Consider the following 18,371-nt stretch of genomic DNA (forward strand, 5'->3'; position numbering starts at 1 on the left):
CGGAAGTTAAGCTCTTCAGCGTTGATGATAGCCGGGGGTTCTCCCCCCGTGAAAGTAGATCGCTGCCGGGCTTTTTTATTATATTCCGCAGTAGCTCAGTGGTAGAGCAATCGGCTGTTAACCGATTGGTCGCAGGTTCGAATCCTGCCTGCGGAGCCACTGGAGAGCTGTCCGAGTGGCCGAAGGAGCACGATTGGAAATCGTGTAGGCGGCATTCCCGTCTCGAGGGTTCGAATCCCTCGCTCTCCGCCATACATATTCATTTCAAAGGCCCGTTGGTCAAGTGGTTAAGACACCGCCCTTTCACGGCGGTAACACGGGTTCGAATCCCGTACGGGTCACCATTTCTGGAGGATTAGCTCAGCTGGGAGAGCACCTGCCTTACAAGCAGGGGGTCGGCAGTTCGATCCTGTCATCCTCCACCATTTATTATATATCGCGGGGTAGAGCAGTCTGGTAGCTCGTCGGGCTCATAACCCGGAGGTCGTCGGTTCAAATCCGTCCCCCGCAACCAATAGGGCCTGTGGTGTAGCGGTTAACATGCCTGCCTGTCACGCAGGAGATCGCGGGTTCAAATCCCGTCAGGCCCGCCACTTTACTTTTATTCATATTGACAAACAAAATGAATAAGGTATAATTTCATTCGAGTCGTAAACATTCACTCGAAATCAATTATTCAATAGGGCTCGATAGCTCAGTCGGTAGAGCAGTGGACTGAAAATCCTCGTGTCGGCGGTTCGATTCCGTCTCGAGCCACCATTTAAAAAACGCCGGTCTAGCTCAATTGGTAGAGCAACTGACTTGTAATCAGTAGGTTGGGGGTTCAAGTCCTCTGGCCGGCACCACGTGGAGGGGTAGCGAAGTTGGCCAAACGCGGCGGACTGTAAATCCGCTCCTTCGGGTTCGGCGGTTCGAATCCGTCCCCCTCCACCACTTATACAGGGGTATAGTTTAATGGCAAAACAGCGGTCTCCAAAACCGCCAATGTGGGTTCGATTCCTACTACCCCTGCCATTTTTAATGTGTTATGTTCATATGGCGGTTGTGGCGAAGTGGTTAACGCACCGGATTGTGGTTCCGGCACGCGTGGGTTCAATTCCCACCAATCGCCCCATATTGGATAATGGGCTATAGCCAAGCGGTAAGGCATCGGGTTTTGGTCCCGTGATGCGCTGGTTCGAATCCAGCTAGCCCAGCCAATTGCGGAAGTAGTTCAGTGGTAGAACACCACCTTGCCAAGGTGGGGGTCGCGGGTTCGAATCCCGTCTTCCGCTCCATTATTAACATAAGCATTGAGCCATTCTCTGGAATGGCGGTATAGCCAAGTGGTAAGGCACGGGTCTGCAAAACCCTTATCCCCCGGTTCGAATCCGGGTACCGCCTCCATTATTAAAGAGAAGCAAACGCCTGCCGGGGTGGTGGAATTGGTAGACACACAGGACTTAAAATCCTGCGGTTGGTCATCAACCGTGCCGGTTCGAGTCCGGCCCTCGGTACCATTTTTCAATTAAACGGCGAAGTGGCGGAACCGGTAGACGCGCTTGACTCAAAATCAAGTGTCCTCTGGACGTGTGGGTTCGAGTCCCACCTTCGCTACCATTTAACGAGTCAGGAAAACGTTTCTAGAGGGAAGCGTTATTTTTATGTGTAATTTTAAATACAGAAGCTGACCATAAACAAAAAGTCTTTCCTTTTCAAAAAAGGAGAGACTTTTTTTATAATCATGAGGAGAATTCCCAAACAGGAGAAGCTGCCCGCAGCAGTCGGCTTTCTGAAGTGCCACCGTGTATTTGGGTAAACATTTCCCCGACCGCCTGGGTGAGTTCAGCAGCAGACTCTTTGGAAAGCTGCGGCCGCATAAAGGTTAATTGTATTGCTGTTGTAGTTGAACGACTGGTCCGGCTGTAAAGACTTGGCCCGCTTAATGAGCCCAATGTTTTCTTGCGGTCCTTGGCTATAATCTGTCCGTACATCGGATGGACATGGTTTTCACTGATCTTAAGCTCGTCCTGTTCAACACCGAAGCCGATTTTCAAATAATCGAAGACAGTATCTGCATCGATTAATATAATCGGGGTTTCATACTGAAGGTTAAAAAAATGAATGAGGTCTTCACCGGAATGCTCGGAGGGAGTGATATTATCTTCCTGTAGGTTTTTGTACAGCTGCTCGTGAAGAGGTGGGAGAGACCGGTCGATAAGTCCTGCCTGTTCTAATATTTGTTGCCACTGCCGAACACCTGTATAGTCATAGATAGACTGGTCAAGCAGGTCCATCTGGATTTGTTTATGAAAAAAGTCCACCCGCCCCCGAAGCATCCCCGGGGAGTCATCAATAACGATGTCACGGTAAATGTTGACGCCGCATTGAAAAGAAGGAATAATTTTAAAAATAGAAGAAGAAATAGAAATGTCTTTGATCATATACATCCCCCTTTGTGTCTAGCTCATAGTGTATCATATCACTTTTACAGACTCCGGCGAAACGATTTATAAAGGAGGGCCGTCCATGCGAACGGCAGAGGAATTAAAAGAGGAGATTCAGGTGTTTGCAGAGTCTATCGGTATTGATAAAGTAGGCTTTGCCTCAGCTTCTCCTTTTGTGACTTTGAAAGCGAGGCTGAAAGAACAGCAGCAGCTGAACTACCAGTCGGGCTTTGAAGAAGATGACATTGAAAAAAGAACGCACCCTGAGCTGCTCCTGACTGAAGCAACAACGATTATCTCTATTGCCCTCGCATATCCGACAAAGCTTCCGGAGGCTCCAAAAAACCGTCCGGGAGCACGCAGGGGCCAATTTTGCAGGGCCTCCTGGGGTAAGGATTACCATGACGTTCTGCGGGATAAATTAAACCAGCTGGAGGCCTTTATACAAGAAACGGTGCCCGGGGTCGAATGCAAATCTATGGTTGATACCGGTGAACTATCGGACCGGGCGGTTGCAGAGCGCGCCGGGATTGGATGGAGTGGGAAAAACTGCGCCATTATCACTCCTGAGTTCGGCTCGTATGTTTATTTAGGCGAAATGATTACAACACTTTACCTGCCTGAGGATAAACCGCTGATGGATCAATGCGGCACGTGCAACCGCTGTGTGGATCTATGCCCCACGGATGCTTTGATCCAGGGTGGGCAGCTGGACGCGAAAAAGTGTATCGCTTATCTGACGCAAACGAAGGAAGCACTGCCGGAGCGCTACCGCCATAAACTAGGCAATAGATTATACGGCTGTGACACCTGTCAGCAGGTGTGCCCGGAAAATAAAGGTGTGGATTTTCATAATCATCCAGAGTTTGAACCTGAGCCGGAAGTGGTTAAGCCGCTGCTTGAGCCACTATTAACCATTTCTAACAGAGAGTTCAAAGAAAAGTTCGGGTATATTGCGGGCTCCTGGAGAGGAAAGAAACCAATTCAGCGTAATGCGCTGATCGCCCTCGGCCATATGAAAGAAAAATCCTCGATACCAACGATTATCGAACTGCTCCAAAACGATCCGCGGCCGGTTATTCGTGGTGCCTGCGCCTGGGCTCTGGGAGAAATGCCTACAGAGGAAGGGCTGGAGGCCTTACACAGCGCTAGCAGCAGTGAAAAAGAAGCAGAAGTGCTTGAAGAAATCACAAAAGCATTGGATAAAACCTCCCCGCAACGAGTATAATAGAAGAAAACGTAATAAGGAGGGTCTTCATGGAGGCTTGGGCTGCATCACAAGCAATCGATGGTATTGGTGAAGTGACCGTAGTATTATATGAAGCTCGTGTCTGTATGCTGCACTTCGGTTCTGTGGAAGAAAATGAAGACCGGATAAAGCTTTGGCTGAAAAAGCATATCGGTGCTTCATGCGGACTGCGGGCAGATTTGCACCCTGTTCATAATGAAGTTTTCCGGGAGCTTAAAGAGTATGCGGCGGATGAACGAACGACGTTTACCGTACCGATCGATATGAGGGGGACGGCTTTTCAAAAGAAAGTATGGCAGGCACTTCAGAACATTCCGTATGGAACGACAAAATCATATGCAGAAATTGCTGCAGAGGCCGATTCCCCGAAAGCTTTTCGGGCGGTCGGAATGGCTAACAACAAAAATCCAGTTTCCATCATCGTTCCGTGCCACCGGGTCATTGGAAAAGATGGGAAAATGGTAGGCTTTGGCAGCGGCGTGCACGTGAAAGAAGCCCTGCTCGCATTAGAAAAAGCGCAGGCAGTTTCGCGGTAGGAAAAGAAGGAGAGAGCGACTTGGCGTTACATGTAGTATTATTTCAACCAGAAATACCGGCGAACACCGGAAATATTGCAAGGACATGTGCAGGAACAGACACGCACCTGCACCTGATACGGCCGCTTGGCTTTTCCACAGAAGACCGGATGCTGAAGCGGGCCGGCTGTGATTACTGGCCGAATGTACAGATTCACTATTATGATTCACTGGAAGAATGGATGAACACGTATCCGGAAGCGGAGTTCTTCTTTGTAGAAACAGTAGGCTCATCGTCGTATGCCGTGCATGACTATTCAGACCCTGCTAAAGATTATTTTTTTGTGTTTGGGCGTGAAACCACTGGTCTGCCGGAATATGTAACAAAAGAGTATCAGAAAAAGTGCATCCGGATACCCCAGAATGATAAAGTCCGTTCCTTGAATTTGTCCAACACGGCCGCTATTTTAGTTTATGAAGCACTCCGCCAGCAGGCATTTCCACAATTACAATAACGAAAGAGGGATCAAGATGTACGTTGTTATAAATGAACTCGAGGTACCAGCAGAAGCGAAGGAACAAATCCAGGAACGTTTTGGTGCTAGCGCTGAAAAAATGAACCAGGTACCGGGATGTCTGGAATTTTTGTTTTTAGATGAAGCGACCGAAGACGGGAAACAGCTCGTTTTCACCAAATGGGAAACCAAAGAAGATTTTGAAAACTGGCTCGAAAGTGACTCTTTTAAGTCCTCTCATCGTGCAGGAGGACAGGAGAAAAGAGAGAGTGCTGCTACCGGTAACCAGATCCGCCAGTTTCGCGTAGTCCATGCCAGTTAAACCTGGAGGCTCGTGGTGAAAAATGCATATTTAACCAGCCACTTTCCGATTCTTGCTATTTTATTTTTTTGCTTATCCTTTGGCATTTGGTCGCAGCAGTATATTGCCGCCTTTTTAGAATCAGCCGGCATTTATCAGGGAATGCTCGAATTTTTCTCAGAAAGTGGAATTAAATTGACCATGCTTTTTATGCTGATACTTGCATTTTTTATGATTATTGCTGCATTAAAATTAATTTCAGACACGATGATGGGGCTGTCACTGTTATTTTTTCTGAGTGAAGAAAAAGGGGATACCCGCTCCTATCTTCAGAGCTGCGCCTGGATTTATTTAATAGCAGGGGGCGTGTCGCTGTTCCTTACTTCTCATCTCTATGTACTCGGAGGGCTTTTCATAGGAGCGACGCTTGCGTCCTTTGTCTATTTGATTATCCGACTGGCTCCTTCCCTTCGTTTTGCCGGAGTGGCTGGTTTTTTGCTTCTTCATCTATCTTTCTGGGGGCTTTTCATTTTTGGTACAGGGTACGCCGGTTTGCGGCTGTACAATAGTTTTCTACATAGCTTGCCAGTATAAAAAAAGCGGACGGCTAAGGCTGTCCGCTTTTTTCGTAAAGCAAGGGGTACATCGTTTTCCAAAAAGAGAGGGCACTGTCCTCAGGGTTTAAAGGCCGGGGGTCGTCGTATCCTTGCCAGACTCCCATGGTATATCTGCTGTCATAGCCGGCAAACCAGCTGTCTTTAGTGTTGTTTGATGTACCGGTTTTCCCGCTGACGTCTTCAAAATCTTTCAGGGTTGAAGCCGTCCCTGAAACGGCAGTGGTGCGAAGGGCTTCACGCATCTGGTCATTTGTTTCCGGGGACCATACAATTGTTTCCTGCGTTTCCCACTCAAATAAAATCTCTCCATCTGCATCCGTAACAGAAGTGATAGCGCGTGGCGGATCATACGTGCCACCGCTGGAAAATACGGTATAAGCACTCGTTAACTCTACCGGGGAGACCCCTTGTTCAATACCACCGAGGGCGGCAGCATATTGCCTGTCTTCCGGGGTTAATTTTTTCCACTCAAATTTTTCAAGATAGTGAAAGGAAGATTCCAGTCCGGTTTGATGCATGAGACGAAGGGCGGAGGTATTGTAGGAAAAGGCAAGGGCATGCTCAATCGTTACCCTATCCTTTGCCGTCCCGCTTTCATTTGCGGGACAATAGGAATCTACACAGTACTTCTTTGTGGAAACCAGGTCGCTAATAGAGTGCTCTTTTTCTTCAAGGTATGGTCCGTAGACGAGCAGCGGCTTCCACACCGAGCCTGGCTGCCGGTAAGCCTGAAAGGCCCGGTTAAATTCATATTCCCGATAATCTGCCCCGCTGCTTATTGCTGTAATTGCATTGGCCTGGTGATCAGCAATAACAGCCGCACCTTCAATGCCCCGCTGCTGCCAGTAAGAGCGGGATTTTTCTGTGAGCATGGTCTGGAGCTCAGAATCCATGGCGGTATGGATAGTAATACCGGACTGAAGAAGTTGTTCTGTTCGTGTGTTAAGCTCTGCGGAAAGAGCTTCTTTTTCGCTTTCTGATGCCTGACTGATCCGTTCAGTCCAGCCTTCGTTTTGAGCAACTAGCTGCCTGAATTCATGTTTTACATAATCGGTGTAATCAGGGTAAGGGTTGGCTTTGGTTTTTTGTAGCTCTACAGAGACAGTGTCCTGAATGGCCCGTGAATTTTCCTCAGCAGTTACAGCACCGGTCTCTTCCATTTTATCCAGAATCCACTGCTGCCGCTCCCGGGTATGGTCCGGATGAGCCATGGGGTGGTAGTAGGACGGATTAGCTGGAATGGCAGCCAAAAAAGCTGTTTGTGCAAGCGAGAGGTCACTGCTTGGTTTGCCAAAATAAGATAGACTCGCCGTTTCAAATCCGTAAATCCCTTCGCCAAAATAAATAGTATTCATATACATTTCCAGAATTTCATTTTTTGTATAGGTTTGTTCAAGCTGATAGGCAAACAGCACTTCGGCAACCTTTCGTTCATACGTCTGCTGGTGGTTAAAATAAATATTTCTTGTTGCCTGCTGGGTAATCGTACTTGCGCCTTCTTCAATACCTCCGCTGCCGGCATTGCTTATAAGAGCCCGGACAACGCCTAAAGGATCAACGCCCTGATGCTCATAGTACTTTTGGTCTTCCGTGGCAATAAAAGCGGCTCTTGCACGTTCAGAAAAATGGCTAAGGGATACGTATCTCCGGTTTTCCCCGGACTGAAATTCAGCAATTTGAGCGCCCTTCCGGTCGATCACGTAGCTGTTTTGAGCAATTGGCACGCCGGATACATCAATCTGTTCTTCGAGGAAAGAAGAGAGAGCCTGAGTACTGTTCATTTCCTTTGCAAAGAGCCAGGAAAAGATGGTCCCGCCGATGATAAACAACAGTATCCATAGAAGCCCTAAAAGTTTTCTCATGTGTGTAATTCCTTCGCTTAAGGATATTTATTATATCGACAAAGAGAGCTGTAAGGTTTAAAAAGGAAAAGAAAGTATATAGATAAATATGATATAATGCCTCTAGTCTGCGCGGATTTTCGGTTTGCCCGCCTGCAGAAACCGTGCTAAAGTAAAAAGGCAGATAGAAACGGAGGAAGTCGGTAATGACGAATTGGTCAAAAGAATTATGGGATTGGATTAAAGTAATCGTCGTCGTCGTTTTAATCGTCGTCATTGTGCGCGGCTTCTTGTTTGCCAACTATGTGGTCAGCGGCCCTTCCATGCTTCCGACAGTGGAAGATGGGCAGCGGATGATTATTAACAAGATCGGATACGCCTTTTCGGAGCCCGAACGCTCGGATATCATTGTTTTTCATGCGAATGAAAACAGTGACTATATCAAAAGAGTGATCGGCCTTCCAGGGGATACGGTGGAGTACAGGGGCGATACGTTATACATTAACGGAGAAGTTCGGGAAGAGTCGTACTTAGAAGAATTTCAAAACGAAACGAGCGGGGAGTTCACCCAGGATTTTACGCTTGAAGAAGTGACCGGCGAAACCACCGTGCCGGAAGACAGCTATTTTGTAATGGGCGACAACCGCCCTCGTAGTGAAGACAGTAGAGCTGGCGCAGTCGGTTTTGTAGATGAGGATCAAATTGTCGGAGAAGCGAGTATCAGGTACTGGCCGCTCGATGATTTCACCTTCAGTCCATAAAAAGAGCTTCCGCAGGCAGCACCTGCGGAAGCTCTTTTTGATGGCTTATAATTTTTATTAATTTCCGGGAGAACTGTCCCAGTGCGCTTCAATAAATTTGTCCCGGCCGGAGAGGGCGCGGTCCTTTTTATAGGCTTCCCGTTCTTTCTTATAAAAGTTCTGGTGGGATTCTTCAGCCGGATAAAAAGGCTCCGCCGGCCGGATCTCCGTAACTACAGGGTCACGGAACCGGCCGCTTTTTTCTACCTGCTGCCTCGATGCTTCCGCCAGCCGGCGCTGTTCTTCGGTATGATAGAAAATGGCCGTTTGGTATTGAGGCCCTCGGTCGTGAAACTGACCATGGGGGTCTGTCGGATCAATTTGAGGCCAGTATAGATCGAGGAGCTGCTGATAGGAAAACAGTGCAGGGTCAAACTCAATCTGAACTGCTTCCCTGTGCCCTGTTGTGCCGGCTTTCACCTCGTCGTACGAAGGATGTGCGACGCTGCCGCCGGTATAGCCGGACGTAATGGATATAATGCCGGGAAGCTCGTCAAAAGGCTGCACCATACACCAAAAGCAACCGCCGGCAAAGGTTGCCAGTTCTTTATTTTTTGTCTCGTTTTGCTGGGTCATTGCGAACACCGTCCATCACCTGTATAGTATTTTTTGTATTTGTGTAAAGTATAGCACAGCAAAAAGCAGTCGTAATTCAAAAAGCCTGAACACGAAAGACAGATAAAGGAGGGAAGATATGCTTACCGGCCAAAAAATTCTGCCAGCAGCCCGCAATGAAAGGGAGTTTGAAAAAGCACTCAAAACCTCCGGGCAGTACGTCGTCATTTTGAATGTGCATCTGGCGAAGCTTAAAAGCCTGATTCAGTTAAGCAAGCGGGCAGATAAAAAAGTGCTGCTGCATGCAGATCTGGTCCAGGGACTTGCTCATGATGATTCCGCGGCCCAGTTTTTATGCCAGAATATCCGCCCGGACGGGTTAATCAGTACCCGAAGGCAGATTCTTACAACTGCTAAAAAAAATAATCTTATTACGGTGCAGCGTTTGTTTTTATTGGATTCACTGGCACTTGAAACAAGCTTTAAGCTGCTTGAAGACATTAAACCGGACATGGTAGAGCTTCTGCCGGGTATTGTACCGTCCATGATTAAGGAAGTAGCCGAAAGTAAAAATGTACCTGTTATTGCAGGCGGTCTGATTCGTTCGCAGCAAGAAGTTTCCGCCGCCTGGAACGCAGGAGCATCGGCCATATCGACGACGGAAAAATCATTATGGCCAATATAGAGAATAGACAAGTGGAGGAAACAACGATGACTGAAAAGAAATACATTCTCGCAATCGACCAGGGAACAACCAGTTCAAGAGCTATATTGTTTGACCAGGAAGGCCGGATTGCAGGCAGCGAACAGCGTGAATTGGAGCAGTACTTCCCCCGTGCCGGGTGGGTGGAGCACAATGCTAATGAAATCTGGTCCGGGGTGCTCGGCTGCATTGCCGGAGTGCTTGAAAACAATGAAGTTTCTCCAAAGCAGATCAGCGGTCTCGGTATTACTAATCAACGTGAAACTACAGTAGTGTGGGATAAGCATACGGGAAAACCGGTGTATCACGCGTTAGTATGGCAGTCGCGGCAGACCGCTTCTATCTGTGAGGAGTTAAAGCAGCAGGGATATGAAAAAATGGTAAGAAGCAAAACGGGTCTGCTTCTTGATCCTTACTTTTCGGGAACGAAAGTAAAATGGATTCTCGATAATATTCAGGGAACAAAGGAAAAAGCAGAACAGGGAGATTTGTTGTTTGGTACGATCGATACGTGGCTGATCTGGAGGTTAACCGGCGGAAAAGCTCATGTAACGGATTATTCCAATGCGTCACGTACGATGATGTTTAACATTTATGATTTAACCTGGGATGAGGAGCTTCTGAAAATGCTTGATATTCCAGAAGCGATGCTTCCTGAAGTGAAGTCGTCGTCGGAAATATACGGCTATACCGTGGATTACCACTTTTTCGGCGAAGAAATACCAATCGCTTCGGCTGCGGGAGATCAGCATGCAGCGTTGTTTGGGCAGACATGCTTTGATGAGGGCATGGTAAAAAATACTTACGGGACCGGCTGCTTTATGCTGATGCAGACAGGAGAGACTCCGATTCATTCTGACAATGGACTGCTTACCACCATCGCATGGGGGCTCGACGGAAAAGTGAAATATGCCCTCGAAGGAAGTATATTTGTAGCAGGCTCAGCTGTGCAGTGGCTGAAGGACGGCATGCGCCTGATTGACTCCTCCTCTGCTTCTGAAACCTATGCCCTGCGTGTGAACGACAGTGAGGGTGTGTACGTTGTGCCAGCCTTTACCGGCCTTGGGGCCCCTTATTGGGACAGTGAGGTCCGGGGCGCAGTATTTGGCCTTACCCGCGGCACCGAAAAAGAACATTTTATCCGGGCGACCCTTGAGGCGCTCGCATATCAGACGAAAGACGTGCTTGATGTTATGAGGGAGGACGCAGGCATGAAAGTGAAAACATTACGTGTCGACGGCGGCGTTGTACCGAATAACTTCCTCATGCAGTTTCAGTGCGATATGGCTGAAGTCCGGGTGGAGCGCCCGTACGTACTGGAAACGACGGCACTTGGGGCGGCTTATCTTGCAGGCCTTGCTACAGGCTTTTGGAAAAACAAAGAAGAGCTTATGGATAAATGGGAGCTCGAAAAATCGTTTGATGTGCATATGGAAGACGAAAAGCGGGAAGAACACTACGCAGGATGGAAAAAAGCGGTTGATGCAGCACGTGCGTTTAAGTAAACATATCGGTTGCATTTGAATGAAAGAGCGATTACAATTAGGTTAAGTTAATAAATGGTCGGAGATGCAGAGAGACCGCAGATACCCTTCACCCTAGAAGAGGAGATCTGCGGTCTTTTTTACTCTCTGATATTGTAAAAGGGGATGAAATGAATGGCAGATCAGCATTTTTCAGCACTATCACGTAAATCACGTTTGAAAAATATGACAGAGACCCACCTCGACGTGCTAGTTATCGGAGGCGGCATTACCGGAGCGGGCATTACACTGGACGCCACAGCCCGTGGCCTTAACACGGCCTGCATTGAAATGCAGGACTTTGCAGCAGGTACATCCAGCCGTTCCACTAAGCTTGTACACGGAGGACTGCGTTACCTTGAACAGTTTGAAATTAAACTTGTAGCCGAGGTAGGAAGAGAAAGGGCCATTGTGTATGAAAATGCGCCTCACGTAACCGAGCCGGAGTGGATGCTTCTCCCGATCGTGAAAGGCGGAAACCTTGGGAAAACATCTACCTCTTTCGGCCTGCAGGTGTACGATCGTCTGGCTCAGGTAAACAAGCACGAGCGCCGCTACATGCTCAACAAAAAAAGAACTCTGGAAAAAGAACCACTGCTCCGTGAAGAAAACCTTCTCGGCGGGGGCGTCTATGTTGAATACCGTACGGACGATGCAAGACTGACCCTCGAAGCAATGAAAAAAGCAGTGGAGCTCGGCGCAGACGCTGTTAACTATGCCAAAGCAACTGATCTTTTATATGACAATGGCAAGCTTGTCGGTGTCGAAGTGAAAGACTTAATCAATAATGAAACCCACCGCATTTATGCGGATCATGTTGTGAACGCTGCCGGCCCATGGGTGGATACGCTCAGAAAAGTAGACGGCTCCAACAAAGGCAAACTTCTGCATCATACAAAAGGCATCCATCTTGTGTTTGACCTCAGCCGCTTCCCGCTCCGCCAGGCTACGTATTTTGACGCTCCAGACGGACGGATGATCTTTGCCATCCCAAGGGGGAATAAAGCGTACGTAGGCACGACAGATACGGATTACGGTGCAAACCTGGAAGAGCCTCGCGTGTCCCGGGAAGACCGCGACTATATTTTAGAAGTTACAAATTATGAATTCCCAACCCTGAAGCTGAAGGCAGAGGATGTGGAATCGAGCTGGTCCGGCATTCGTCCGCTCATTCAGGAGGAAGGAAAATCAGCCTCTGAAATTTCCCGTAAAGATGAAATTTTCATTTCTGAGTCCGGACTGATTTCCATTGCAGGCGGTAAACTGACCGGCTACCGCAAAATGGCAGAGCGGATTGTCGACGTAGTAGTTGATAAGATGGGTATCCACGCACCGTGTCCAACCCAGGATATCCGGCTTTCCGGCGGTGAAGTGGGCGGGTCTTCCGGCTATGAAACCTTTGCCGTTAAAGAAGCGTACCGCGGCGAAGCGCTTGGTATGACCAGAGATGAAACAGAAGACCTGTTCCGCTTCTACGGGGCGAACGGCCTGAAAATGCTTGAACTGCTCGAAGAGAACCTTGAAGAAGCGAAAAACAGCGGTATGCCGTTAAAGCTCGCTGCACGGCTGTTGTACGCGCTCGAGTACGAAATGGCAGTTACGCCGCTTGACTTCCTGAACAGAAGAACGGCCTTCCTGTTCTTTGACATGCCGGAGCTGAAGCGCTGGAAAGAACCGGTAACGGCATTTATGAAAAAATCGTTGAACTGGTCCGAGGAAGAAACGAAAGCCTACACTGAAGAGCTTGAGTCCGAAATTGCCTATGCGACGAAGCCTTATGAAGACGTGGAGGATCAGAAAGCCAGGGAAAAACAAGCAAATTAATGAAATTGCATAAAACGCCTGCTCTTTAACCGGAGCGGGCGTTTTGTTTTGGAAAGGAGAAAAGAACGAATGCCGGAAAACCATGGTAGAAATGCGTGCTTTCTTATATACTGGTAACAGACATATTTACTGAGAAATACAATAAACGCTTCAGGAGTGATTATACATATGAGTTGGACGGACCATTGGAATCGATGGAAAAACCATGCTTTTATAGAAGAAGCATGGAAAGAAAAGCTTCACGAACTGGACGAAACAAATGCAGAGGATTACTTTTATCAATATCTTACATTTGGGACCGGGGGTATGCGCGGAGAAATCGGGCCTGGAACGAATAGGATGAATACATATACGATCCGCCGTGCAGCAGAAGGTCTTGCGCGTTATATTGAAAATGCCGGTGCTGAAGCAAAATCCAGAGGAGTGGCTATTGCGTTTGACCCGCGCCACTATTCGGAAAAATTTGCCCTTGAAACAGCACAGACGCTCGGGGCACATGGTATCCAGGTATACTTGTTTGAAGATCTGCGCCCGACCCCGGAGCTTTCATTTGCGGTGCGTAGAACCTATGCATTTGCCGGTGTAGTAATCACAGCAAGTCATAACCCACCGGAATATAATGGGTTTAAGGTCTACGGTGAAGATGGGGGCCAGTTCCCGCCGGGGCCTGCAGACGAATTGGTCACCTACGTGGAATCGGTGGAAAATGAGCTGGAAATCCGGGTGAAGGACAGTGGGAACATGCAGGAGGAAGGCCTGCTCTTAATGCTGGGCGAAGAAACTGATGCAGCTTACGACAAAGCGCTGCAGTCCATTCTGCTGCAGCCGGAGATGATCAAAGAAGGCGGAAGCGATTTGAACGTAGTGTTCACCCCGCTGCACGGCACAGCGAAGGACCCGGTGTTGCGGGCACTCGCTGCAGCTGGTTTTCACAACGTATCGACAGTGGAGGAGCAGTTAACGCCTGATCCGGAATTCTCCACCGTGCAGAGCCCGAACCCTGAAGAAAAAGAGGCTTTTGCAAAAGCTATCCAAGTAGGTGAAAACAGTAACGCAGATATACTGATTGCCACCGATCCTGATGCGGACAGGATTGGTCTGGCGGCAAAAGACAGCAGCGGTGAGTTTGCGGTGCTCACTGGAAACCAGACCGGGGCGCTTCTTCTTGATTATCTTCTCATGCAAAAGAAAAAGTCAGGGTCCCTTCCGTCAAACGGCATAGTGATGAAAACGATCGTTACCTCTGAACTGGGAAGAGCTATAGCAGAACATTACGGTCAGGCATGCAAGGATACGCTCACCGGGTTTAAATTCATTGGTGAAAAAATCAAAACCTATAATGAAACAGGGGAATACGCCTTTCAGTTTGGTTATGAGGAATCCTACGGATATTTGATCGGAGACTTTGTACGCGATAAAGATGCGGTGCAGGCGGCGCTTTTAATCTCGGAGATGGCCCTGTGGCACAAAAAGCAGGGGCGCACTGTGTATGAAGGGCTGATGGATATTTACAGTCGTTATGGATATTTCATGGAAGGGCTGGATTCTTTAACGAAAAAAGGAAAAGAAGGCGCTGTGCAAATCGATCATCTGATCGAAACGTTCCGCAAGGAGCCGCCTGAACGGGTAAGTGATGCTTCTATTCAGAAGGTGGAGGATTACAAAACGGGAGAACGTACGTATTTGCTTGAAAATGGGAAAACAGAACCTATTCAGCTTCCGTCTTCGAATGTGCTGAAGTTTTTTACAGATGATGAATCCTGGTTCTGTCTTCGTCCTTCAGGCACAGAGCCGAAAGTGAAATTTTATTTCGGTGTTAAGGGAGAGACGTTCAAACAGACAGAGGAAAAGCTTCTTCAGCTGAAAATGGACGTTATGGCAATGGTGCATGAACGTCTCGGAGATTAAAAAAGGCTGTAGAGCAAAAAGAAGGTGCCGCCTGTTTTTACCTTCTGACGAATCAAAAGGAGGTCACTTTGCATGCAGTCATGGGTAGAAGACTATTTACACATTTTGAAGCTGAAAATAGAACAGCCGGATGTTCGGTTTTTGACAAAGTTGATTCGCTCCCATCTGCAGCAGTTTCCATTTGAAAACGTAGGTAAATTAATTGAAGCAGGGGAGAACGCAGAAAACAGGGTACCGATGTCAGTTGATTCATTTTTGTACCGGCGCCAGGTATACCAGATGGGGGGAACATGCTATACGTTGAATAGCCACTTTCAACAGTTGCTGGAGGCACTGGGGTTCTCCACCCGGCTCATTTATTTGAATGAAGACCACGTGTCAGTACGGGTGGAAACAAACCAGCCAGGGTCTCCCCCTTATTTTGTAGACGTAGGCACGACCGCTCCGTTATTTGAACCGATCCCTCTTCGCAGAGGAATGGAACGCTCAAAAAAATTTGACGGCGAGCAGCTGATATTTCATTATCAGAAAGAGGCACGGCTGTACCGTTATATACGTATGAAAGACGGCAAACAGGCGGATGAGTCGTGGATGTTTGACCCTGACATAGAAGCAGGGGAGGGAGATCTGCGAGAAAAGGTCGGCAGATCTTACGGCCCGGGCGCGCCGTATATGAACCAGCTGCGTCTGCAGCTTTGGGTCCCGGAAAAATATCTGCTGCTGTCTTTGAAAAACAATAAACTTATTGCCCGAAAAGCAAATGGCGCTACTGTGACAAAGTATATACATGATTTTCCGGCTCTTCAACGAGTGGTCCAGGAGGATTTTCGTCTGCATTATCTCCCGGTTCTTCAGGCAGCTTCACAGCTCGAAAAACGTATGTCCTGGGCGTTCTAATAAAAAATGCTCCAGCTGGTCGTTCCAGCTGGAGCATTTTTTATTTAATTAGAAGCGGACGTCAAAGGACTCGTTATGGTCGACAGAATCAATGTCGGACGTTTCGAGGCGCTCCACGGTGGAAAAAGGGCTGCCTTCCTGTACTGCGACAAGAAAGCGATCCATATCCTGGGGCGTTCCTTCAGCTTCAATTTCAACAACTCCGTTTGCTTTATTGCGAACCCAGCCGTGAATGTTGTGTTTAACTGCTTCTGACTGGGTGAACTGCCGGAAGCCGACGCCCTGGACGTTCCCGTGTACTTCTACATGATAGCGTTTCATGTGCATGCTCCTTTCCGTGGTTCATACTTTTTTAAAATGCTGCTGAAACCAGTGGTCCTGTTCTGGCGAAGGATGCTCACTGATTACATGCATCACGTCTTCTTCGTCGGTAGCCATCCAGACTCCGCTTTCATCAAAAAAGCCCGGGTATATATAGCCGTGACGAAAAAGCAGCTGCGGCGGATAGATTTCGATGACATCCATTTCGACGTGCTTATAAACACTTTTCGTGCATTGAAATAGTTCCAATATGGTCACCTGCTTATTTTCGGTCTGGTAGCCGAAAACATATTTAAGCCTGGGGAGCGCGGTGGCGGTAGGCAGTGTGGTTTACAGAACCAACATGTTCGTTCAGGCGGAAGGAATCCTGAATAGAAGCTTGAATGAACTGTTTTGCTGTATGAATTGCTTCCCGTACGCTCTTTCCGTTTGCAAGCTCCGCAGTAATAGCAGCAGAAAACGTACAGCCGGCCCCGTGAGTATAATCCGTATTAATCTTTTCGGATTCGATATATTCAAAGCTGTTACCGTCATAAAGCACGTCGATTGACTTCTCTGCTCCGGTTTCTCCTCCGCCTTTAATAATAACAAAGGACGGGCCGAGCTGATAAATTTTTTCGGCAGCTGCTTTCATGTCTTCAAGTGATTGCGGCAGTGATACCTGGGCGAGCTGGGAGGCTTCAAATAAATTAGGAGTCACAATAAATGCCTTTGGCACAAGCGTATCCCGCAAATAAGCATCCATCTCCGGATTAACTGGCTCATCGGCGCCTTTACATACCATCACCGGGTCCACCACCAGCTGTTCTATCCGGTGCTCATCTAATTTTTTTGCTACCAGCTCGATGACTTCTTTTGAGCCGAGCATCCCTGTTTTTGCGGCTTGAACCCCGATCCCTTTTAACACTGTATCAAGTTGTGCCTCGAGCGTGGCCGTGTCGATAGGATAGACGCGGTGAAACCAGTCATTATCAGGGTCCTGGGCCACAATGGTAGTCAGGGAGACCATTCCGTAAGTGCCGAGCTCCTGAAATGTTTTTAAATCTGCCTGGATGCCGGCACCTCCACTTGTATCGGAGCCGGCTATCGTCAGCGTTTTAGGTAGACTCATAATAATCTCCTTTCAAAAAATGATAGAAAAGCTATTCTGCCCATTCGCCGTTCCGGAATACAGGCTCTTTCGTACCGTCGGGGAGAATGCCGTCTATATTCATGTTTTCATTTCCAATCATAAAATCAACATGGATGATACTTGTGTTTAAACCAGCCTGTTCCTTTTCCTCTTTGTTCATCTCCGGGCCATTTTCCACATTAAAAGCATATGCACTGCCGAGCGCAATATGGTTGGAGGCATTCTCATCAAACAACGTATTGAAAAATAAAATGCCGGACTGTGAGATAGGGGAGCTGTGAGGAACGAGGGCTACCTCCCCAAGACGGGCGGCACCTTCATCTGAATTGATCAGGTGACGGAGAGTTTCTTCTCCTTCGCCGGCTTCCATATCCGTGACAGCACCGTTCTTGAAATGCAGCGTAAATCGGTCAATAACGCTGCCGCCGTAGTTCAATGGTTTAGTATTGGTTACGTGGCCGTTAACGAAATCCTTATGCGGAGCAGTAAATACTTCTTCTGTCGGCATATTCGGAATGAACGAAACGCCCGAAGTATTGGTACTGCCGCCGCCGGCCCAAACGTGTCCTTCCGGGAGGCCGATTTCAAGGTCTGTGCCTGGAGCAGTATAATGAAGTGATTTATATTTTTTAGCATTAAGCCAATCAACCTTAGCCCGCAGAATACGGTTGTGGTCGTCCCACGCCTGTACCGGGTCTTCTGTGTCCGCCCGCACAGCGCTGAAAATTCGTTCCCAAAGCAGATCGATAGCCCGGTCTTCTGGTTCGTCCGGGAAAACTTTTTTTGCCCATCCTGCAGAAGGGGTAGAAATCACAAGCCAGCTGACGCGGTCAGCCTGAATATAATCCCGGAACCCTTCCATGGCAGCACCGGCTGCGTTGTTCGCATTGGCAATTTTATCAGGGTCAACGCCCTTCAGAAGATCGGGATCGGTGGATTTGACCGTGATAAAAGCTGCTCCTTCACGGGCCAGCTGTTCCCTGCTTTCAGCACGCCAGGAAGGGAATTCATGAAAGGCTTCTTCGGGCGCTTTCTCGTATTTAATTTTCGTTAATTCATCGTCTGCCCATTCAGGGTAAACATGTTTTGCACCGGCATCGTATGCTGCCTCGGCCAGTCTTCTGACAAAAGGAGCAGCATCAATCGGAGCTGCGATAACTAAAGTCTGCCCCGGCTGGATATTAACCCCTTTTTCCACGGCAAGTTTTGCGTAGTTGTGAAGTTTTTGTTCGAACGTTTTCATG

At 48.1% G+C, this 18,371-nt stretch carries 18 protein-coding genes and 16 tRNA genes; 27 read left to right on the forward strand and 7 right to left on the reverse strand.

All coding sequences use genetic code 11. The features are described from left to right. Nucleotides 1–84 precede the first annotated feature (84 nt). From Q9M42_RS06160 to Q9M42_RS06235, 16 genes are all read left to right on the forward strand, one after another. Nucleotides 85–159, forward strand: a tRNA-Asn gene (locus tag Q9M42_RS06160). 2 nt (nucleotides 160–161) lie between these two features. After that, a tRNA-Ser gene (locus Q9M42_RS06165) sits at nucleotides 162–252 on the forward strand. Nucleotides 253–269: 17 nt separating this feature from the next. After that, nucleotides 270–344: transfer RNA gene (locus tag Q9M42_RS06170), tRNA-Glu, on the forward strand. A 5-nt stretch (nucleotides 345–349) separates the two neighbouring features. Further along, nucleotides 350–425: transfer RNA gene (locus Q9M42_RS06175), tRNA-Val, on the forward strand. 12 nt (nucleotides 426–437) lie between these two features. Further along, nucleotides 438–514 (forward strand) — tRNA-Met (locus Q9M42_RS06180). A 3-nt stretch (nucleotides 515–517) separates the two neighbouring features. Further along, nucleotides 518–593 (forward strand) — tRNA-Asp (locus Q9M42_RS06185). 90 nt (nucleotides 594–683) lie between these two features. Continuing rightward, nucleotides 684–759, forward strand: a tRNA-Phe gene (locus Q9M42_RS06190). Between the two features lie 10 nt (nucleotides 760–769). Then, a tRNA-Thr gene (locus Q9M42_RS06195) sits at nucleotides 770–845 on the forward strand. 3 nt (nucleotides 846–848) lie between these two features. Next, nucleotides 849–933, forward strand: a tRNA-Tyr gene (locus Q9M42_RS06200). Between the two features lie 7 nt (nucleotides 934–940). Beyond that, nucleotides 941–1,014: transfer RNA gene (locus tag Q9M42_RS06205), tRNA-Trp, on the forward strand. 24 nt (nucleotides 1,015–1,038) lie between these two features. Beyond that, nucleotides 1,039–1,114, forward strand: a tRNA-His gene (locus Q9M42_RS06210). A gap of 10 nt (nucleotides 1,115–1,124) precedes the next feature. Beyond that, a tRNA-Gln gene (locus tag Q9M42_RS06215) sits at nucleotides 1,125–1,199 on the forward strand. 3 nt (nucleotides 1,200–1,202) lie between these two features. After that, a tRNA-Gly gene (locus Q9M42_RS06220) sits at nucleotides 1,203–1,277 on the forward strand. A gap of 34 nt (nucleotides 1,278–1,311) precedes the next feature. Continuing rightward, nucleotides 1,312–1,386, forward strand: a tRNA-Cys gene (locus Q9M42_RS06225). Between the two features lie 23 nt (nucleotides 1,387–1,409). Then, nucleotides 1,410–1,499: transfer RNA gene (locus Q9M42_RS06230), tRNA-Leu, on the forward strand. Between the two features lie 14 nt (nucleotides 1,500–1,513). Next, nucleotides 1,514–1,599: transfer RNA gene (locus Q9M42_RS06235), tRNA-Leu, on the forward strand. Between the two features lie 122 nt (nucleotides 1,600–1,721). Here the strand turns inward: Q9M42_RS06235 and Q9M42_RS06240 are convergent. Next, the gene (locus Q9M42_RS06240; protein ID WP_322525650.1) at nucleotides 1,722–2,423 is read right to left on the reverse strand and encodes a hypothetical protein; all 702 of its coding nucleotides are present in this window, start codon (nucleotides 2,421–2,423) and stop codon (nucleotides 1,722–1,724) included. Nucleotides 2,424–2,508: 85 nt separating this feature from the next. Here Q9M42_RS06240 and queG point away from each other — a divergent pair, with 85 nt between their 5' ends. From queG to Q9M42_RS06265, 5 genes are read left to right on the forward strand one after another with little or no spacing between them, the layout of a single operon-like run. Beyond that, nucleotides 2,509–3,654, forward strand: a complete 1,146-nt coding sequence (gene queG, locus Q9M42_RS06245; RefSeq protein WP_322525651.1) for a tRNA epoxyqueuosine(34) reductase QueG — start codon at nucleotides 2,509–2,511, stop codon at nucleotides 3,652–3,654. Between the two features lie 29 nt (nucleotides 3,655–3,683). Beyond that, on the forward strand, nucleotides 3,684–4,211 hold the full coding sequence (locus Q9M42_RS06250) for a methylated-DNA--[protein]-cysteine S-methyltransferase (RefSeq protein ID WP_322525652.1): 528 nt from the start codon (nucleotides 3,684–3,686) through the stop codon (nucleotides 4,209–4,211). Between the two features lie 20 nt (nucleotides 4,212–4,231). Beyond that, the gene (gene trmL, locus Q9M42_RS06255) at nucleotides 4,232–4,705 is read left to right on the forward strand and encodes a tRNA (uridine(34)/cytosine(34)/5-carboxymethylaminomethyluridine(34)-2'-O)-methyltransferase TrmL (protein ID WP_322525653.1); all 474 of its coding nucleotides are present in this window, start codon (nucleotides 4,232–4,234) and stop codon (nucleotides 4,703–4,705) included. Between the two features lie 16 nt (nucleotides 4,706–4,721). Continuing rightward, nucleotides 4,722–5,027 carry an antibiotic biosynthesis monooxygenase family protein gene (locus tag Q9M42_RS06260; protein WP_322525654.1) on the forward strand — a complete coding sequence of 102 codons (306 nt, stop codon included), beginning with the start codon at nucleotides 4,722–4,724 and terminating at the stop codon, nucleotides 5,025–5,027. Between the two features lie 15 nt (nucleotides 5,028–5,042). Continuing rightward, complete coding sequence (locus tag Q9M42_RS06265; protein WP_322525655.1) at nucleotides 5,043–5,600, forward strand: DUF5366 family protein; 558 nt, start codon at nucleotides 5,043–5,045, stop codon at nucleotides 5,598–5,600. 13 nt (nucleotides 5,601–5,613) lie between these two features. On the opposite strand, the gene Q9M42_RS06270 is transcribed toward Q9M42_RS06265, so the two are convergent. Then, on the reverse strand, nucleotides 5,614–7,485 hold the full coding sequence (locus tag Q9M42_RS06270; RefSeq protein ID WP_322525656.1) for a transglycosylase domain-containing protein: 1,872 nt from the start codon (nucleotides 7,483–7,485) through the stop codon (nucleotides 5,614–5,616). A 185-nt stretch (nucleotides 7,486–7,670) separates the two neighbouring features. Between Q9M42_RS06270 and lepB the strand changes: the two genes are divergently transcribed. Next, nucleotides 7,671–8,225, forward strand: coding sequence for a signal peptidase I (gene lepB, locus Q9M42_RS06275; protein ID WP_322525657.1), 555 nt, complete (start codon nucleotides 7,671–7,673; stop codon nucleotides 8,223–8,225). 57 nt (nucleotides 8,226–8,282) lie between these two features. On the opposite strand, the gene msrA is transcribed toward lepB, so the two are convergent. Next, nucleotides 8,283–8,840, reverse strand: coding sequence for a peptide-methionine (S)-S-oxide reductase MsrA (msrA, locus tag Q9M42_RS06280; protein ID WP_322525658.1), 558 nt, complete (start codon nucleotides 8,838–8,840; stop codon nucleotides 8,283–8,285). Between the two features lie 118 nt (nucleotides 8,841–8,958). Here msrA and Q9M42_RS06285 point away from each other — a divergent pair, with 118 nt between their 5' ends. The 5 genes from Q9M42_RS06285 (at nucleotide 8,959) to Q9M42_RS06305 (ending at nucleotide 15,674) form a co-directional block, all read left to right on the forward strand. Continuing rightward, complete coding sequence (locus Q9M42_RS06285; RefSeq protein WP_322525659.1) at nucleotides 8,959–9,504, forward strand: glycerol-3-phosphate responsive antiterminator; 546 nt, start codon at nucleotides 8,959–8,961, stop codon at nucleotides 9,502–9,504. Nucleotides 9,505–9,530: 26 nt separating this feature from the next. After that, entirely contained in the window at nucleotides 9,531–11,027 is a 1,497-nt protein-coding gene (gene glpK, locus Q9M42_RS06290; RefSeq protein WP_322525660.1) for a glycerol kinase GlpK, read from the forward strand. Nucleotides 11,028–11,180: 153 nt separating this feature from the next. Beyond that, nucleotides 11,181–12,869 (forward strand): glycerol-3-phosphate dehydrogenase/oxidase, encoded by a 1,689-nt coding sequence (locus Q9M42_RS06295; RefSeq protein WP_322525661.1) that lies wholly within the window; start codon nucleotides 11,181–11,183, stop codon nucleotides 12,867–12,869. Between the two features lie 168 nt (nucleotides 12,870–13,037). Continuing rightward, nucleotides 13,038–14,777 carry a phospho-sugar mutase gene (locus Q9M42_RS06300; RefSeq protein ID WP_322525662.1) on the forward strand — a complete coding sequence of 580 codons (1,740 nt, stop codon included), beginning with the start codon at nucleotides 13,038–13,040 and terminating at the stop codon, nucleotides 14,775–14,777. A 72-nt stretch (nucleotides 14,778–14,849) separates the two neighbouring features. Further along, on the forward strand, nucleotides 14,850–15,674 hold the full coding sequence (locus tag Q9M42_RS06305) for an arylamine N-acetyltransferase (protein WP_322525663.1): 825 nt from the start codon (nucleotides 14,850–14,852) through the stop codon (nucleotides 15,672–15,674). A 48-nt stretch (nucleotides 15,675–15,722) separates the two neighbouring features. On the opposite strand, the gene Q9M42_RS06310 is transcribed toward Q9M42_RS06305, so the two are convergent. From Q9M42_RS06310 to Q9M42_RS06325, 4 genes are read right to left on the reverse strand one after another with little or no spacing between them, the layout of a single operon-like run. Continuing rightward, entirely contained in the window at nucleotides 15,723–15,995 is a 273-nt protein-coding gene (locus Q9M42_RS06310; protein ID WP_322525664.1) for an acylphosphatase, read from the reverse strand. A gap of 21 nt (nucleotides 15,996–16,016) precedes the next feature. Further along, nucleotides 16,017–16,244 (reverse strand): hypothetical protein, encoded by a 228-nt coding sequence (locus tag Q9M42_RS06315; protein ID WP_322525665.1) that lies wholly within the window; start codon nucleotides 16,242–16,244, stop codon nucleotides 16,017–16,019. A 43-nt stretch (nucleotides 16,245–16,287) separates the two neighbouring features. Beyond that, complete coding sequence (gene pdxK, locus Q9M42_RS06320) at nucleotides 16,288–17,106, reverse strand: pyridoxine/pyridoxal/pyridoxamine kinase (RefSeq protein ID WP_322525666.1); 819 nt, start codon at nucleotides 17,104–17,106, stop codon at nucleotides 16,288–16,290. Nucleotides 17,107–17,137: 31 nt separating this feature from the next. Continuing rightward, on the reverse strand, nucleotides 17,138–18,370 hold the full coding sequence (locus tag Q9M42_RS06325) for an aminopeptidase (RefSeq protein WP_322525667.1): 1,233 nt from the start codon (nucleotides 18,368–18,370) through the stop codon (nucleotides 17,138–17,140). Nucleotide 18,371: the final 1 nt, after the last annotated feature.

Source organism: Marinococcus luteus (assembly GCF_034497705.1).
GTDB classification, from domain to species: domain Bacteria; phylum Bacillota; class Bacilli; order Bacillales; family Marinococcaceae; genus Marinococcus; species Marinococcus luteus_A.

Excerpts from the sequence above, each read along its gene's own strand:
- Q9M42_RS06240 (WP_322525650.1), bottom strand. The coding sequence starts at position 2,423 with ATGATCAAAGACATTTCTATTTCTTCTTCTATTTTTAAAATTATTCCT.
- queG (WP_322525651.1), top strand. The coding sequence starts at position 2,509 with ATGCGAACGGCAGAGGAATTAAAAGAGGAGATTCAGGTGTTTGCAGAG.
- Q9M42_RS06250 (WP_322525652.1), top strand. The coding sequence starts at position 3,684 with ATGGAGGCTTGGGCTGCATCACAAGCAATCGATGGTATTGGTGAAGTG.
- Q9M42_RS06260 (WP_322525654.1), top strand. The coding sequence starts at position 4,722 with ATGTACGTTGTTATAAATGAACTCGAGGTACCAGCAGAAGCGAAGGAA.
- Q9M42_RS06270 (WP_322525656.1), bottom strand. The coding sequence starts at position 7,485 with ATGAGAAAACTTTTAGGGCTTCTATGGATACTGTTGTTTATCATCGGC.
- lepB (WP_322525657.1), top strand. The coding sequence starts at position 7,671 with ATGACGAATTGGTCAAAAGAATTATGGGATTGGATTAAAGTAATCGTC.
- msrA (WP_322525658.1), bottom strand. The coding sequence starts at position 8,840 with ATGACCCAGCAAAACGAGACAAAAAATAAAGAACTGGCAACCTTTGCC.
- Q9M42_RS06285 (WP_322525659.1), top strand. The coding sequence starts at position 8,959 with ATGCTTACCGGCCAAAAAATTCTGCCAGCAGCCCGCAATGAAAGGGAG.
- glpK (WP_322525660.1), top strand. The coding sequence starts at position 9,531 with ATGACTGAAAAGAAATACATTCTCGCAATCGACCAGGGAACAACCAGT.
- Q9M42_RS06295 (WP_322525661.1), top strand. The coding sequence starts at position 11,181 with ATGGCAGATCAGCATTTTTCAGCACTATCACGTAAATCACGTTTGAAA.
- Q9M42_RS06300 (WP_322525662.1), top strand. The coding sequence starts at position 13,038 with ATGAGTTGGACGGACCATTGGAATCGATGGAAAAACCATGCTTTTATA.
- Q9M42_RS06305 (WP_322525663.1), top strand. The coding sequence starts at position 14,850 with ATGCAGTCATGGGTAGAAGACTATTTACACATTTTGAAGCTGAAAATA.
- Q9M42_RS06310 (WP_322525664.1), bottom strand. The coding sequence starts at position 15,995 with ATGAAACGCTATCATGTAGAAGTACACGGGAACGTCCAGGGCGTCGGC.
- pdxK (WP_322525666.1), bottom strand. The coding sequence starts at position 17,106 with ATGAGTCTACCTAAAACGCTGACGATAGCCGGCTCCGATACAAGTGGA.
- Q9M42_RS06325 (WP_322525667.1), bottom strand. The coding sequence starts at position 18,370 with ATGAAAACGTTCGAACAAAAACTTCACAACTACGCAAAACTTGCCGTG.